Origin of the sequence: Mesorhizobium sp. M0029, from assembly GCF_040323735.1 — a bacterium.
In the GTDB taxonomy this organism is placed as follows: Bacteria; Pseudomonadota; Alphaproteobacteria; order Rhizobiales; family Rhizobiaceae; genus Mesorhizobium.
In genome coordinates this window covers 133222-147118 of record NZ_JAMYVF010000002.1, presented here as the reverse complement: position 1 = coordinate 147118, position 13897 = coordinate 133222, and the positions used below count along the sequence as shown (strand labels likewise).

Below are 13897 nucleotides of genomic sequence, written 5' to 3'. Positions count from 1 at the left end.
GATGGCGCGCATCGACGTCAACCATGTCAGGCACTCCTACCTGCCCAATCCGCAGAAGGATGCCGATTTTGCGCTGCGGGAAGTGCACCACACATTCGAGGATGGCGGCGCCTATGCGCTGCTTGGGCCTTCGGGTTGCGGCAAGACCACGCTGCTCAACATCATTTCGGGACTTCTGCACCCCTCGCACGGTGAGTTGCTGTTCAACGGCAAGGACGTCACCAATCTGTCGACGCAGGAGCGCAACATCGCGCAGGTGTTCCAGTTCCCGGTCATCTACGACACCATGACCGTCTACGACAATCTGGCCTTCCCGCTGCGCAACCGCGGCGTGCCGGAGGCCGATGTCGACCGCAAGGTGCGGGAGACGCTGGAGATGATCGACCTGGAGTCGTGGGCGAAGAAGAAGGCGAGGGGCCTGACCGCCGACCAGAAGCAGAAGATCTCGCTCGGCCGCGGCCTGGTGCGCTCGGATGTCAATGCCATCCTGTTCGACGAACCGCTGACGGTTATCGATCCGCACATGAAGTGGGTGCTGCGCTCGCAGTTGAAGCAACTGCACCGCCGCTTCGGCTACACCATGGTCTATGTCACCCATGACCAGACCGAGGCGCTGACCTTCGCCGACCAGGTCGTCGTCATGTATGATGGCGGCATCGTCCAGATCGGCACGCCGGCCGAATTGTTCGAGCGCCCGCGCCACACATTCGTCGGTTACTTCATCGGCTCGCCCGGCATGAACGTCATGCCGGTGGCGATCGACGGCAAGACCGCGACCATTGGCAGCCAGCGGATCGAGCTGCCCGGCGCGCCAAAGACCGCCGCTGGGAGCTCCGGCGCCATCGAACTCGGCATCCGCCCCGAATATGTCAGGCTCGGCCGTGACGGCATGGCGGTTAAAATCAGCAAGGTCGAGGATCTCGGCCGCCACAAGGTGGTGCGCGCCAGCCTCGAAGGCCGCGAGATCGCTGCCGTCATCGGCGAGGACGAGAGCGTGCCGGCCGACCCAAAGGTTCGTTTCGATCCGGCCGGCATCAACATCTATGCCGATTCCTGGCTGGTTGAGATGGGGCGTGTCGAGATGGGGGCATAGATGGAAAAGACCTGGAACAACAAGGCCTGGTTCCTGGTGCTTCCGGTGCTGGTGCTGGTGGCGTTCTCGGCCGTCATTCCGCTGATGACGGTCGTCAACTATTCGGTGCAGGACACCTTCGGCAACAACGTCTTCTTCTGGGCAGGCACCCAGTGGTTCGAGGAACTGCTGTCGTCCAGCCGCTTCTGGGAAGCGATGGTGCGCAACCTGATCTTCTCCTTCATCATCCTGGCCATCGAAGTGCCGCTCGGCATCTTCATCGCGCTCAACATGCCGAAGAAGGGCTGGGGCGTGCCGGTCTGCCTAGTGCTTATGTCGTTGCCGCTGCTCATTCCGTGGAACGTCGTCGGCACCATCTGGCAGGTCTTCGGCCGCAACGACATCGGCCTGCTCGGCTACTACGTCAACGCGCTCGGCATCGACTACAATTACGTGCAGGATTCGTTCGACGCTTGGGTCACCATCATCATCATGGACGTCTGGCACTGGACCAGCCTTGTCGTGCTGCTCTGCTATGCCGGCCTGGTTTCGATCCCGGATGCCTTCTACCAGGCGGCCAAGATCGACGGCGCCTCGCGCTGGGCGGTGTTCCGTTATATCCAGCTGCCGAAGATGCAGCGTGTGCTTTTGATCGCCGTGCTGTTGCGCTTCATGGATAGCTTCATGATCTACACCGAGCCCTTCGTCGTCACCGGCGGCGGCCCCGGCAACTCGACCACGTTCCTGTCGATCGACCTCGTCAAGACCGCGCTCGGCCAGTTCGACCTCGGTCCGGCGGCCGCCATGTCGCTGGTCTACTTCCTGATCATCCTGTTGTTGTCGTGGGTGTTCTACACCGTGATGACCAACTACGACGCGGAGCGCTGAGATGAGCGGCGCCAACGAAAGAGCCGACAGAGTGAGCGAAACCACCGCTTCGGGAAAATTGGCGAGCACGCTTTCGCAGGATCAGGTCGCCCGGCTGATGCGCAAGCGCGGCGAGGAATCGCGCTGGTGGTGGATCGTGCCGACGATCTACATCATCGTGCTTCTGCTGCCGATCTACTGGCTCATCAACATGAGCTTCAAGACCAATGCCGAGATCGTCTCCTCGCTGACGCTCTATCCGCATCAGCCTACGATCGCCAACTACGTCACTATCTTCACCGATGCGTCCTGGTATTCGGGCTACATCAACTCGATCACCTATGTTGTCATGAACATGGTGATTTCCGTGGCTGCGGCGCTGCCGGCGGCCTACGCCTTTTCGCGCTACCGCTTCCTCGGCGACAAGCATCTGTTCTTCTGGCTGCTGACCAACCGCATGGCGCCGCCGGCGGTGTTCGCGCTGCCGTTCTTCCAGCTCTATTCGGCCTTCGGCCTGATCGACACCCACATCGCGGTGGCGCTGGCGCACTGCCTGTTCAACGTGCCGCTGGCGGTGTGGATCCTCGAAGGCTTCATGTCGGGCGTGCCCAAAGAGATCGACGAAACAGCCTATATCGACGGCTACTCCTTCCCGCGCTTCTTCGTCAGGATCTTCATGCCACTGATCGCCAGCGGCATCGGTGTCGCCTGCTTCTTCTGCTTCATGTTCTCATGGGTCGAACTTTTGATCGCTCGCACGCTGACGACCACCGATGCCAAGCCCATCGCCGCCACCATGACCCGCACCGTTTCGGCCGCCGGCATGGATTGGGGCCTGCTCGCCGCAGCCGGTGTGCTGACGCTGATCCCCGGCGCGCTCGTCATCTGGTTTGTCCGCAACTACATCGCCAAGGGCTTCGCCCTGGGGAGGGTGTGATGAAACAAACGCACGGGTTCATCCTCACCACCACCGCCAAGGGCTTTGCCCTGGGGAGGGTGTCACCATGAATCTCGACCTCACCTGGATGGCGTGGACGTGGCCGACGGCGGCGTTCTTCGGCACCATTCTTCTGCTGCTGTGCGGCATGGCGTTTTGGGAATTTGCCTCGCCGGGCGGCAATCCGCGCGTCGGCATCCTGCGCTTCGAGACGACGCGCGGCGACCGTCTTTTTCTGTCGCTGCTTGGCAGCGCCTTTATCCATCTCGCTTGGCTGGGTCTTGTCGGATCCAACCTGTGGTGGGCTCTCGCTCTCTCCGTGGTCTACGCCGTTGGCGTGTTCCGCTACGTATAGAGGGGGAAACTGTTGGAGCGACCGCGTGCCGGCGGCCGTTCCAGATCACACTTGAAACCTAAATGTGGAGGAAACCTATGCGACGGCAATTTTTAACATCAACAACTGCCCTTGTCCTGTTGCTCGGGGTAGGCAACGCCTACGCCGGAATGGATGAGGCCAAGGCGTTTCTGGACAAGGAAATCGGCCCGCTGTCGACGCTCGACCGCGCCGGCCAGGAAGCAGAAATGCAGTGGTTCATCGATGCCGCGAAGCCTTTCGCCGGCATGGACATCAAGGTCGTGTCCGAAACCATCGCCACCCACCAGTATGAATCGCAGGTGCTGGCGCCGGCCTTTACCGCCATCACCGGCATCAAGATCACGCATGACGTCATCCAGGAAGGCGACGTCGTCGAGAAGATCCAGACCCAGATGCAGACCGGCCAGAACCTTTATGACGGCTGGGTCAACGATTCCGACCTGATCGGCACCCACTGGCGCTACCAGCAGGTCCGCAACCTGACCGACTGGATGGCGGGCGAGGGCAAGGACGTTACCAATCCGAACCTCGACCTGAAGGATTTTATCGGCACCTCCTTCACCACCGCGCCGGACAAGAAGCTCTATCAGCTGCCCGACCAGCAGTTCGCCAACCTCTACTGGTTCCGTTACGACTGGTTCAACGACGAGAAGAACAAGGCCGACTTCAAGGCGAAATACGGCTACGACCTCGGCGTTCCCGTCAACTGGTCGGCCTATGAGGACATCGCCGAGTTCTTCACCGGCCGCGAGATCGACGGCAAGAAGGTCTATGGCCACATGGACTACGGCAAGAAGGACCCGTCGCTCGGCTGGCGGTTCACTGATGCCTGGCTGTCGATGGCCGGCAACGGCGACAAGGGCCTGCCGAACGGCCTGCCGGTCGACGAATGGGGCATCAAGGTCAACGAGAAATCACAGCCGGTCGGCTCCTGCACGGCGCGCGGCGGCGACACCAACGGCCCGGCTGCCGTCTACTCGATCCAAAAATACCTCGACTGGCTGAAGGCCTACGCTCCGGCCGAAGCCCAAGGCATGACCTTCTCCGAATCCGGCCCGGTGCCGGCACAGGGTGCGGTCGCGCAGCAGATATTCTGGTACACCGCCTTCACCGCTTCGATGGTCGACGCCAGCGCCAAGGCGGTGCTGAACGACGACGGTACGCCGAAGTGGCGCATGGCCCCGTCGCCGCATGGCGTCTACTGGAAGGACGGCATGAAGCTCGGCTATCAGGACGTGGGTTCCTGGACGCTGATGAAGTCGACGCCGACCGACCGCGCCAAGGCCGCCTGGCTCTACGCGCAGTTCGTGACCTCGAAGACGGTCGACGTGAAGAAGAGCCATGTCGGCTTGACCTTCATCCGCGAAAGCACGATCCACGACAAGAGCTTCACCGAACGTGCGCCGAAGCTCGGTGGTCTGATCGAGTTCTACCGCTCGCCGGCCCGCGTTCAGTGGTCGCCGACTGGCACCAACGTGCCCGATTATCCGAAGCTGGCACAGCTCTGGTGGCAGGCGATCGGCGATGCCTCGTCCGGCGCCAAGACGGCGCAGGAAGCCATGGACTCGCTCTGCGCCGAGCAGGAAAAAGTCATGACCCGCATCGAGAAGTCGGGCGTCCAGGGCGATATCGGCCCGAAGATGGCCGAAGAGCATGACCTCGCCTACTGGAACGCCGACGCGGTCAAGAACGGCAATCTCGCGCCTCAGCTGAAGATCGAGAACGAGAAGGAAAAGCCGATCACCATCAACTACGACGAACTGGTGAAGAGCTGGCAGAAGTAATCTTGGCGTACGCGCCAGGATCATAGTGAACGGGGAGGCGGCATCTTGCCGTCTCCCCTGTTTGTATAGGCGAGCTACCGGGAGGACTAATGACCGGATACATCCTTGCAATCGACCAGGGTACGACATCGACCAGGGCGATCCTGTTCGACGGCGCGATGAAGGTCGCCGGCAGCAAGCAGCAGGAATTCACCCAGCATTATCCTGCCTCCGGCTGGGTCGAGCATGATCCGGAAGAGATCTGGGCAAGCGTCGTCGCGACGGTCAAAGGCGCGCTGAAGGCCGCCGGCCGCGAGGCCTCGGATGTGGCGGCGATCGGCATCACCAACCAGCGCGAAACCGTCGTCATCTGGGACAAGGCGACCGGCAAGCCGATCCACAATGCCATCGTCTGGCAGGACCGCCGCACCGCGCCGCTCTGCCAGAAGCTGAAGAAACACGGCCTGGAGAAAAAGTTCACCAAAAAGACCGGCCTACTGCTCGATCCCTATTTCTCCGGCACCAAGATCGCCTGGATGCTGGACAAGGTGAACGGTGCGAGAAAGCGCGCCGAAAAGGGCGAACTGCTCGCCGGCACCATCGACAGTTTTTTGATCTGGCGGCTGACCGGCGGCAAGGTACATGCGACGGATGCCACCAACGCCTCGCGCACGCTGGTCTACAACATCGAGAAAAATGTCTGGGACGACGAGCTGCTCTCCATCCTGCGCATCCCGGTGGCGATGCTGCCTGAGGTCAAGGATTGCGCCGACGACTACGGCGTGACGGAAAAAAGCCTGTTTGGCGCCGAAACCAAAATCCTTGGCGTGGCCGGCGATCAGCACGCAGCGACCATCGGCCAGGCCTGTTTCGAGCCAGGCATGATGAAATCGACCTATGGCACCGGCTGCTTTGCGCTGCTCAACACCGGCGCCGATCTGGTGCGCTCGAAGAACCGGCTGTTGACCACCATCGCCTATCGGCTGAACGGCAAGACTACCTATGCCTTGGAAGGCTCGATCTTCATCGCGGGTGCCGCCGTGCAATGGCTGCGCGATGGCATCAAGGTGATCGGCAAGGCCGAGCATAGCGGCGTATTGGCGGCAACCGCCGACCCTACGCAGAACGTCTATCTCGTGCCGGCTTTCGTCGGTCTCGGCGCGCCGCATTGGGACGCCGAGGCGCGTGGCGCGATCTTCGGGCTGACCCGCAACTCTGGCCCGGCGGAGTTCGCCCGCGCGGCGCTTGAATCCGTCGCCTACCAGACGCGCGATCTCCTCGACGCCATGCGCAAGGACTGGAAGGGGGCATCGGCCAAAACCGTGCTTCGCGTCGACGGCGGCATGGTGGCCTCCGACTGGACCATGCAGCGGCTGGCCGATATCCTCGATGCGCCGGTCGATCGCCCGACCATTCTGGAGACCACGGCGCTGGGCGCAGCGTGGCTTGCCGGCTCGAAGGCGGGTGTGTTGCCGAAGGCGAAGGATTTTGCCAGGAGTTGGGCGCTCGAGCGCCGCTTCAAGCCGGACATGGATGCCGACACCCGCTCGGCAAAACTGGCGGGTTGGCGCGACGCGGTGCGCCGGACATTGAGCGCGTCCTGATTTCGCACTTAAGACCAAGTCCGCGAAAAGACGAAGCCCGCGCCCGTTGCCGGCGCAGGCTCCGTCCTACCCTAACTTCGCCCTAAACACATCAATAAGGCGAATTACACTGCCGCCGAGGGCCGTAGTTGGGCTGGAATGTGTTGTCCGAGGCGCGGTAGGAGCGATAGCGGTCGTAGCACCACTGCACATGCGCATCGCCGCCGTAGACGCGGTTGTTCTCGCTGTTGACGATCGCACCGGTGATCAAGGCGCCGGTGGCGAAGGCAGCCAGCGGGAACCAGTAGTCGCCGTGACGGCGATAGCCGCGGTGATATTCGCGATAGCCGCGATGGCCATTCCAATAGCTGCCGCCATCATTGTTGCGCGAGAACTGGCGGCCTACGCGGAAATCGCGATTGCCGGAATTGCGGTTGCCGTGGCGCATCCACCGCCAGTTGTCATGACGAGAATCGCCCACATTCACGATGTCGGACGAAGTTGCTGATGACTGGGGCACGAACATCTGGGCGGCATTGGCCGGCATAGCGGCGGCCGCGGCAAACGAAATTGACAGGGTGGTCGCCAGTAGACCCGTTGCGATCTTGTTCATGATCTTCTCCTTGAAGGGTGGTTGACGTCCCTTGTGAGACGAAAACGGCCCGCTCGTGCGATGGTTCCCACCAAAACAGTAAGTTGCTGATTTGTAATGTTTCTCGAATTCGGCGCGTGAGAAAAGGCGCGTCTCGCGCGCCAACAGATCGAAGCGGCGACCACGTTGCGGGAGCGGCTCACCGGGCTGGTGACGACGCAATTTGCGGCGCGTCTGGCGATGGCTGAAACCCCGGTCGAAGGGCCATCTTTTTCCGGTTGACCGGTCGCGGCACTCTCCCTATGTTCCGCGCAATTTCGAGGGCGGCCTTTAGAGCCCGCGGGAGCGCGTAGCTCAGCCGGTAGAGCAACTGACTTTTAATCAGTAGGTCTCGGGTTCGAACCCCGACGCGCTCACCAGAAACTGAGGAAAATCAAGGAGTTGCGGGAGGTGAGGGCGGCCTTTTGTGTCCGCTGAAATCCATGTCCGCACTATGTCCGGAAAACTGGCCATTGTTTCGTCTGTGACAGTGCCACACTCGCCTTGGTTGATGCGACATCACGAGGCGATCATGGGTGTGATTGAGGACGTTCGAATAGTCGACTGGCCGGCGATCCCCTCAATTCACGTCGACGGACTCAACGGCGGCAACTTAGCCGACAGGTGTGGCTTACTAGCTACATACAAGATTGCAGGTTTATGGCACTAAGTTCCTGACATTGTGCTGGGGATTCCGATGAAAGCCTTTCTTTTCGCTTCACTTATCGCGCTTTCGGTGACCACGCCGGCGATCGCCGCCGACACCATTACTGCTCCTGTGGACACCCCTGAATGGACCTGGCAAGGACCTTACGCTGGTATCTTCGGCGCGGGGACGCTGGAACACTACAAGATACATGAGCCGAACATTGGTGCCGGTGCTACCCACAGCCCAGGCTCGGCAACAATCGGCGGCTTTGCGGGCTATAACTTCCAGTCCGGCACGATTGTCTACGGCCTCGAAGGCGAGCTTGGGTATCGCTTCAAAAAGAACACCTTCAACGACATTCCAGGACCAGGCGTCCTCGACGCATCCACCGGGTTGTTCGGCTCTGTAAAGGGTCGAGTCGGCATGGACATGGGCGCGTACATGCCGTTCGTCACTGCGGGTGTAACCGCAGCGAAGTTGAAGACGTTCTATCCAGGTGGCGACGCGGAGCGCGATGCCACCTTGGTAGGCGGCATCGTTGGAGCAGGTTTAGACGTCGCACTCACCCACAACGTGTTTTTGCGCGGAGAGTATGATTTCTCCTTCTTTGGCAAGAAATCGCTAGAATATTGCGGTGGCGGGTGCACACTCGAACACACGGTTCAGACGCACGACTTCCGCGTCGGCGTCGCGATGAAATTCTAGCAGTAGAGAGATCGCCCGCCAGCGAAGCGTGAGCCGGCGGGGCTTTTCGGGAGGCACTCTCTGGCCACAAGAAACCCGCCGCTGTGAGGGGGGCCCAGGGCGGCGGGTTCTGCACCTTGAATAGAGCGGCCATATTCCTGAGAAAGCCGCTGCACGACATAAACCCGCAGAGGCGGCTTTTGTTCCGGACAATTTTAAGAACCGGCCAGCACTTCCTGCGATTTCAGATCATCGCCCCACATCACCGTTTCGCCGTAGGTGTCTGGACAAGGCTCGGCGTCCGCGCCTTCCTCGTCGTCGGCGTTGTCTAGCTCCAGATCGCATGTGTCGCCGGCCGGCAGGTTGGGAGCGGTGCCGGACAGGAATGACTGTCCGCCATTATGCGCCCAGCCCAGAGACGGCTCGTCGTCGGCCGTTTCCTCCAGATCGCAATCGGCCTCCATGCAGTCCAGGGCACTGATAAGCGACATGGCACGGTCTAGGAGGTCATTGAGTCGCTTCTCGACGGACTGCCGCCATATGCGCGCGTCCGTTCCCTGCGGGCATCCCACGGGCTTTAGCGTCCTAACCAGGGCGGTCATGACACCCGCTCCAGATCGAGGAAGGCCAGGGCCGATATCAGGATGGCTTCTGCCACCCGATCGATCAGCGAATGCTCATCCAGAGCGTAGCGGATCGCTTCTGCAACGCCCCGATTGCTCGTTGCCGGCGGCGTTGCGTGCCACAGCTTGTCATCCAGCGGCCCATAGGTTGCCGCGACGAGGGCATCCTCGTTTTCCCTCGTGATCGCGCCGTTCGGAATTGCCATGAACTCTGCCATCTTGGCATAGTATTCGGCGATGGTGTCGGCGAGCGGGTCAGGAGCCCTTGCGGGCGGTCCCCAGGTAAGGGCTTACTAAGGCCCGCACCGCGCATCGGGCGCGGCAGCCGGGGGTTAGTAACTTGCCTGGAAGACAAGCCGGATCGCTTCACATGGCGTCCGCCCCCGGCCATAAAAGCCGAGTTGGGACGCCCGCCAAGGCGCACCACATACGCACAGAAGCCGTGCAGGCTTCCTACGCTATTCGGTGAAGCCGCCCCGCCAAGGGTTGCGCCGCCGTATCCAGGTCCGGGTTACTAAGCCCACGGACAAGATGCGCTTATTTGTATAACAGTTCAAGCACGCCCTTACGGGGCGAAGCTATGGGGGGATCGAATGCTCTTGTTTTCTGCCGGCTTTGTGCTGGGAATAATCGCGTGCGTCGGCGGCATTCAAGCGTTCGCTTGGTGGGTAGACCGCACAGCAGACCGTGCAGTGGATTAAAATCGGCCTCTTGGTGAGTGGGCTCGCACCTACCGGCGAGGCCGATGCGAGCCCGGCCGAGTCTTGCGGGACCTCGACCGGCAGCGAACACCCACTCGCTGCCGTTCTATCAACAAGCCCCCAAATTTCAGGTTCCGCTAATGTACAAAAAAGCCCACCACCGTTCAGGTAGCGTGCGACGATGGGGGATTCACATTCCCGGAGTTCCGATCTAGAGTCTGGGCATGGACACGGTTTTCGATGATATCGCGAACGCCCTCAGAGAGCCCCGCCAGGACGTTTGGCGCCCCGTCCGCGCCTTCGCCCTCGACATGGCAGGCAAGCTGTTCCTGGGCCTCGCTGTCGGCCTTGGCGTCGGCATCGGGATGGCAATCGCCGGTTAGCGTAGATCTGCCCCGGCGATGCGCCGCGTGAATGCCCGCTCGACCCCAGCAACAGCCTCATCCTTCGTTTCGACTGATCCGCGCGCGCCGCCGTCATGGCAGGTCCAGAACCAAGTGCCTGCGGCTGGGCCGTGCATCGTCTTCATGATGCGGCCGACCTTTTCCTGCTGGAACGCTGCAGCGAAATCGAAGGGCGCCGTCTGCCCTCCTATGACGGTTCGCGACCACGCCAGCCAAACGCGAGCACCCCGCCCGAGCACGAACTTGAACGCCTCATCCCGTTTCTCGAACGTCTGGAGGATCGCGCTTCCGTCGAGGACCTGAAAGCCGATTTGATAGGCGAAGCGGACGGTAAGGCGATCTGCTGGCATGGCTCCCGATATAAGCGTTCAATCTTCCTAAGGCGCTACCCAGCCATAGAAATGGCCGGTGCGTCTTTGGGTCTGTGGGGGGCCGCACCGGCCACTGCGGGAAGATAGAGCCCCCGCATTGCCTAAGATACGAGCATATTAGCAATCACGCAATTAACCATGTGGCGCTGCCCGGTCGAAACTCAGGCAACGCCCCCTTGAAGGCTCAAACGAGAGGACAAGCTAACAACCGTCTGGGAGTTGCGGGCATGGACGACGGTATGGGCGAGCATCTTGAGGTTTTCGACCTTGACGCTTTGCGCAAGGCTTTTCTTGAATTCGTAGAAGAGCATAAAACCACGGATCATCCTGAGTGGGGCGAGCTCGCCAAGATCTTCCTCGAAAAACAACGAGAGGGGCACCAAAGAACCGGACCCTTCCCATGCTCCCGTGAGGGGGTGAACCTGGCAGTACGCCGTTCACCGTGATCTTTTCGTTTATCAGCGATTGAAAGGTCCAGCCTTTTGCCATTGGTCCCCATATCGCGGTCGCGCTCACTCGTCGCTGGCCGGAGTCAATTCCAGCTCGGCCGGGGATAGGCCTTGTCGCAACTGGCTCAGCCGCAATTCGTCGACCCAATAGGCCTCGCCATCGACCAGCACACGAGCGCTATAGCTACCGCCCGAAAAGCTCTGCCCGGTTATGTAGACCTTGTGGCGATCAAGGGCCTTGCGCACCGCAGCGCGCTTGGAATTCTGGCTAGAAGTGGGATTGGCCACTGACTCATTACTCATACAAAACATGGCCCGCGCCCATTGGCAGTGCGGGCGCGGGTCGACCAAGCGTTGGAGCCTTGGCCAGCAGCCGGGAAGCGAGGCCGACCTAGCTGCCGTACATGAAACAGGCCGGGGGTCAGCGAAGTTCCGAGTGGAAACAAAAAAGCCCGCCGGCCGGAGCCAGCGGGAGTTCTGAAGTAAGCCAGAGTGGGTTTTCTGGCCGATGGATAACGCTCAGAGATCCGGCCTTTGTTTCAGCAGTTTGGGCCGGCTCCATAGGCGTTAGGTCGCGCAGTCTGGCGCATTGTCCTGAAATATTAGCAACCTATTGACTGACATGCTGACCGCCCCAGAATCTTGGGCATGGCGCGGGGAATAGGCATCGGTGACGAGGTGGCGATAACCGCCACGGTGCGCAGGCGGGTCGACGAGGACCACGTCAGCGTCAGCATACCCAGCTACAACTTCCCGCATTCGGTCGTCGATCGTACGACGAAAGTGAAGCGCGGGCAGCACATAGAGCTCGTCGGTAACGTCACCTATGTCGACGAGGAGGACGGGAAGGTGGCGATTCACCTGGGATCGCCCGTCACGGTCGACGTGGATAAGGTCAGGCTGGTGCAAGCCTATGTGCCGCCGAAGCGCAAGAGGCCGCTGCGCGACGTGGTCCACTAAAAGCTGCCTTGGCGTCGGCGGGATGGCGAATCGCCGTTAGCAGCATCACGCTTGGGCAGGGCTGGGCAATCTTATGAGGCTCGGGGACGCCAACGCGCTGAAGGTAGAATGCCGCTCGTGTCTGAAATTGTTCACGGTAAGGCATCTCCAAGCGACACCTTCGCGCAGCAGTGCCTGCCTGAATTTGCTTGGCCAGGTCCATCGGTGAAATAGTAAAGAACCGGCGGAAATCGACGATTAGATCAGGCAAGCCGACATTGGAAAGGTCAAATTTCGCGTGGGCAGCCTCCAACGCATGATAGCGCTCATCATTATTCTGAACAATCCGCTTCCAAATATCGCTCCCGGCGACTTGGCCACGGAGTACGGAAGTTTCGTGGGCCTCATAGAGCAAGATGCTGTTTAGCTGGCTCTCGCCAGTTGCTTCCTTGCTGTTATGATCCTGCAGCAAGTCGCAATCCTGCGAGGCTATTATGGCATACGCGTGCGAAATCTCTTCGACGCTGCCGTCCTCGGGATAGTAGCGGTACTGAACGATGCCCGAAATTAGCTCGCCTTGGCGAAACTCCAAATTGGGGTCGACCGTCGCGTATATCGACGGCCCCCACGATGTTTGGACTGCGACCTCCCCCCCGGTCATGAGCCCAATCAGTCTGTGAAAGTGAGCGGTTGACGTTCGACCCGCCTGATATTCTTTGCAATGACGCGTTTCGGCGGCTGATCGACCACGGGTCTCCTATCGACGGCAAGCTTTGCCTGCTCAAACTCATAGATCCCACTTAGAGCCTCGCAGGCCTCGCCAAGGGCCGTGCCCTGCAGCTGCCCCAAAACATACAGACAGACTGCCCTGTACGCTGCAGAGATAGGCAAATTGCTGGCGCGCCCGGTGACTTCGATATTCGTCACGAAGTTTGCCTGAGATTCAATCCCACGTTCAGTGACGGACCACTTCAGCGACGGGCTTTGGTCCAAGTGTCTCATGAAGAAAGTCGGAAATGCACCACCGGAAGGCGTATCTCGCCCGAGCGTTGAATCTTCGTAGATAGGAATGCGTACTAGCGACGTCATTCTGCTTCTCCGTGTAGCAATCAATATCGAATACGTAGGCCTTGTCGGGTCCGTTTTCACGTTGTCCGAGGCCGTGCTGTAGAAGAATGCCTTCGAGCTGATCAGGCAACATGGCTCTTAGGACGCTGAAAGCTTCCGCAATTCGGTCGTTTGAGAACCCAGGATGCGCCAACTCGCCCAGAATGTTTTTGCTCAACAGCGCCGCCCAAGGCGACCCTTCGATGCCAAAATCGGCGGGAACCACTGCATTTTGATACCGAAGCCCGATTCTCGTAAGAAAACTTGGCTTATATATGTTGGTTAGAGCATCGATCGCCAGTTTGACAGGGGCTTCAAAATCTTCCCACCTGTTGTAGTTGGAGCAGGTAATGGACAGCGCGTCTGGGGCCAATGCAATGGTTGTCGCCCTGTCCTGCGACAAGAACTGGTATTGCGACTTTTGCGGGGCGGCGGCACCCAGCATTTTCGCCACCTCGGGCGGCAGATTTTGCATGCCTGGCGGCAATTGCTGCTCGACAATTGGATAAAGGTCTCGAACCTGATCTTGAAAATCAGCCGGGGGGGTAGCCTCGATGCGGAGTATTTTCGGGAACCGAATTTGGCAAATTACCTGAACCAATGGCGATCTTGCGTAAATCACGCGCTCGGAATTCGGGAAGAATTCGTCGCGTTCAACCATACCAGCCCGAGTCCCCCGACATTTTTCGCTTTGGCAGCATACGCCGTGAGATCCTTTAAATTGCAATACCATCGCTTTCA

At 60.1% G+C, this 13897-nt stretch carries 18 protein-coding genes and 1 tRNA gene; 11 read left to right on the top strand and 8 right to left on the bottom strand.

What is annotated here, in order from left to right; all coding sequences use genetic code 11:
- The first annotated feature begins 1 nt into the window (after position 1).
- The 6 genes from NKJ76_RS03895 (at position 2) to glpK (ending at position 6619) form a co-directional block, all read left to right on the top strand.
- The gene (locus NKJ76_RS03895) at positions 2-1093 is read left to right on the top strand and encodes an ABC transporter ATP-binding protein (RefSeq protein WP_023684651.1); all 1092 of its coding nucleotides are present in this window, start codon (positions 2-4) and stop codon (positions 1091-1093) included.
- Positions 1094-1960, top strand: coding sequence for a carbohydrate ABC transporter permease (locus NKJ76_RS03890; protein WP_023712374.1), 867 nt, complete (start codon positions 1094-1096; stop codon positions 1958-1960). It begins immediately after the preceding gene.
- A gap of 1 nt (position 1961) precedes the next feature.
- Positions 1962-2876 carry a carbohydrate ABC transporter permease gene (locus NKJ76_RS03885; protein WP_023670976.1) on the top strand — a complete coding sequence of 305 codons (915 nt, stop codon included), beginning with the start codon at positions 1962-1964 and terminating at the stop codon, positions 2874-2876.
- Positions 2877-2943: 67 nt separating this feature from the next.
- A complete protein-coding gene (locus NKJ76_RS03880) occupies positions 2944-3231 on the top strand; it encodes a DUF2160 domain-containing protein (protein WP_023670977.1) in 288 nt (95 codons plus the stop codon).
- A gap of 77 nt (positions 3232-3308) precedes the next feature.
- Positions 3309-5036 (top strand): ABC transporter substrate-binding protein, encoded by a 1728-nt coding sequence (locus tag NKJ76_RS03875; protein ID WP_352536811.1) that lies wholly within the window; start codon positions 3309-3311, stop codon positions 5034-5036.
- Positions 5037-5125: 89 nt separating this feature from the next.
- Positions 5126-6619: a glycerol kinase GlpK gene (gene glpK / locus NKJ76_RS03870; protein ID WP_352536810.1), complete on the top strand. Its 1494-nt coding sequence runs from the start codon at positions 5126-5128 to the stop codon at positions 6617-6619.
- A gap of 91 nt (positions 6620-6710) precedes the next feature.
- On the opposite strand, the gene NKJ76_RS03865 is transcribed toward glpK, so the two are convergent.
- Positions 6711-7211: a BA14K family protein gene (locus NKJ76_RS03865; RefSeq protein WP_023724353.1), complete on the bottom strand. Its 501-nt coding sequence runs from the start codon at positions 7209-7211 to the stop codon at positions 6711-6713.
- A 322-nt stretch (positions 7212-7533) separates the two neighbouring features.
- Between NKJ76_RS03865 and NKJ76_RS03860 the strand changes: the two genes are divergently transcribed.
- Positions 7534-7609: transfer RNA gene (locus tag NKJ76_RS03860), tRNA-Lys, on the top strand.
- Between the two features lie 317 nt (positions 7610-7926).
- Complete coding sequence (locus tag NKJ76_RS03855; protein WP_352536809.1) at positions 7927-8583, top strand: outer membrane protein; 657 nt, start codon at positions 7927-7929, stop codon at positions 8581-8583.
- A 194-nt stretch (positions 8584-8777) separates the two neighbouring features.
- On the opposite strand, the gene NKJ76_RS03850 is transcribed toward NKJ76_RS03855, so the two are convergent.
- Both NKJ76_RS03850 and NKJ76_RS03845 read right to left on the bottom strand, forming a co-directional pair.
- Complete coding sequence (locus NKJ76_RS03850) at positions 8778-9164, bottom strand: hypothetical protein (protein WP_352536808.1); 387 nt, start codon at positions 9162-9164, stop codon at positions 8778-8780.
- A complete protein-coding gene (locus NKJ76_RS03845; protein WP_352536807.1) occupies positions 9161-9403 on the bottom strand; it encodes a hypothetical protein in 243 nt (80 codons plus the stop codon). Before NKJ76_RS03845 ends, NKJ76_RS03850 begins: the two co-directional genes overlap by 4 nt.
- 707 nt (positions 9404-10110) lie before the next feature.
- On the opposite strand from NKJ76_RS03845, the gene NKJ76_RS03840 reads away from it, so the two are divergent.
- Positions 10111-10269 (top strand): hypothetical protein, encoded by a 159-nt coding sequence (locus NKJ76_RS03840; protein ID WP_352536806.1) that lies wholly within the window; start codon positions 10111-10113, stop codon positions 10267-10269.
- On the opposite strand, the gene NKJ76_RS03835 is transcribed toward NKJ76_RS03840, so the two are convergent.
- On the bottom strand, positions 10266-10640 hold the full coding sequence (locus NKJ76_RS03835; protein WP_352536805.1) for a hypothetical protein: 375 nt from the start codon (positions 10638-10640) through the stop codon (positions 10266-10268). The genes NKJ76_RS03840 and NKJ76_RS03835 overlap by 4 nt on opposite strands.
- Before the next feature lie 248 nt (positions 10641-10888).
- Here NKJ76_RS03835 and NKJ76_RS03830 point away from each other — a divergent pair, with 248 nt between their 5' ends.
- On the top strand, positions 10889-11107 hold the full coding sequence (locus tag NKJ76_RS03830; RefSeq protein ID WP_352536804.1) for a hypothetical protein: 219 nt from the start codon (positions 10889-10891) through the stop codon (positions 11105-11107).
- Positions 11108-11173: 66 nt separating this feature from the next.
- On the opposite strand, the gene NKJ76_RS03825 is transcribed toward NKJ76_RS03830, so the two are convergent.
- Positions 11174-11413, bottom strand: a complete 240-nt coding sequence (locus NKJ76_RS03825) for a hypothetical protein (RefSeq protein WP_502902269.1) — start codon at positions 11411-11413, stop codon at positions 11174-11176.
- Between the two features lie 345 nt (positions 11414-11758).
- Here NKJ76_RS03825 and NKJ76_RS03820 point away from each other — a divergent pair, with 345 nt between their 5' ends.
- Entirely contained in the window at positions 11759-12070 is a 312-nt protein-coding gene (locus tag NKJ76_RS03820; RefSeq protein WP_352536803.1) for a hypothetical protein, read from the top strand.
- On the opposite strand, the gene NKJ76_RS03815 is transcribed toward NKJ76_RS03820, so the two are convergent.
- The 3 genes from NKJ76_RS03815 to NKJ76_RS03805 are packed head-to-tail and all read right to left on the bottom strand — an operon-like array spanning position 12006 to position 13817.
- Complete coding sequence (locus NKJ76_RS03815) at positions 12006-12710, bottom strand: hypothetical protein (RefSeq protein WP_352536802.1); 705 nt, start codon at positions 12708-12710, stop codon at positions 12006-12008. The two genes, NKJ76_RS03820 and NKJ76_RS03815, sit on opposite strands and share 65 nt — an antisense overlap.
- A gap of 8 nt (positions 12711-12718) precedes the next feature.
- Positions 12719-12976 carry a hypothetical protein gene (locus tag NKJ76_RS03810; protein ID WP_352536801.1) on the bottom strand — a complete coding sequence of 86 codons (258 nt, stop codon included), beginning with the start codon at positions 12974-12976 and terminating at the stop codon, positions 12719-12721.
- A gap of 28 nt (positions 12977-13004) precedes the next feature.
- Positions 13005-13817, bottom strand: a complete 813-nt coding sequence (locus tag NKJ76_RS03805) for a TIGR04255 family protein (protein WP_352536800.1) — start codon at positions 13815-13817, stop codon at positions 13005-13007.
- Between the last annotated feature and the right edge of the window lie 80 nt (positions 13818-13897).

Excerpts from the sequence above, each read along its gene's own strand:
- NKJ76_RS03830 (WP_352536804.1), top strand. The coding sequence starts at position 10,889 with ATGGACGACGGTATGGGCGAGCATCTTGAGGTTTTCGACCTTGACGCT.
- NKJ76_RS03825 (WP_502902269.1), bottom strand. The coding sequence starts at position 11,413 with ATGAGTAATGAGTCAGTGGCCAATCCCACTTCTAGCCAGAATTCCAAG.
- NKJ76_RS03885 (WP_023670976.1), top strand. The coding sequence starts at position 1,962 with ATGAGCGGCGCCAACGAAAGAGCCGACAGAGTGAGCGAAACCACCGCT.
- NKJ76_RS03815 (WP_352536802.1), bottom strand. The coding sequence starts at position 12,710 with ATGACCGGGGGGGAGGTCGCAGTCCAAACATCGTGGGGGCCGTCGATA.
- NKJ76_RS03895 (WP_023684651.1), top strand. The coding sequence starts at position 2 with ATGGCGCGCATCGACGTCAACCATGTCAGGCACTCCTACCTGCCCAAT.
- glpK (WP_352536810.1), top strand. The coding sequence starts at position 5,126 with ATGACCGGATACATCCTTGCAATCGACCAGGGTACGACATCGACCAGG.
- NKJ76_RS03865 (WP_023724353.1), bottom strand. The coding sequence starts at position 7,211 with ATGAACAAGATCGCAACGGGTCTACTGGCGACCACCCTGTCAATTTCG.
- NKJ76_RS03855 (WP_352536809.1), top strand. The coding sequence starts at position 7,927 with ATGAAAGCCTTTCTTTTCGCTTCACTTATCGCGCTTTCGGTGACCACG.
- NKJ76_RS03805 (WP_352536800.1), bottom strand. The coding sequence starts at position 13,817 with ATGGTTGAACGCGACGAATTCTTCCCGAATTCCGAGCGCGTGATTTAC.
- NKJ76_RS03845 (WP_352536807.1), bottom strand. The coding sequence starts at position 9,403 with ATGGCAGAGTTCATGGCAATTCCGAACGGCGCGATCACGAGGGAAAAC.
- NKJ76_RS03875 (WP_352536811.1), top strand. The coding sequence starts at position 3,309 with ATGCGACGGCAATTTTTAACATCAACAACTGCCCTTGTCCTGTTGCTC.
- NKJ76_RS03820 (WP_352536803.1), top strand. The coding sequence starts at position 11,759 with ATGGCGCGGGGAATAGGCATCGGTGACGAGGTGGCGATAACCGCCACG.
- NKJ76_RS03840 (WP_352536806.1), top strand. The coding sequence starts at position 10,111 with ATGGACACGGTTTTCGATGATATCGCGAACGCCCTCAGAGAGCCCCGC.
- NKJ76_RS03890 (WP_023712374.1), top strand. The coding sequence starts at position 1,094 with ATGGAAAAGACCTGGAACAACAAGGCCTGGTTCCTGGTGCTTCCGGTG.
- NKJ76_RS03850 (WP_352536808.1), bottom strand. The coding sequence starts at position 9,164 with ATGACCGCCCTGGTTAGGACGCTAAAGCCCGTGGGATGCCCGCAGGGA.
- NKJ76_RS03880 (WP_023670977.1), top strand. The coding sequence starts at position 2,944 with ATGAATCTCGACCTCACCTGGATGGCGTGGACGTGGCCGACGGCGGCG.
- NKJ76_RS03835 (WP_352536805.1), bottom strand. The coding sequence starts at position 10,640 with ATGCCAGCAGATCGCCTTACCGTCCGCTTCGCCTATCAAATCGGCTTT.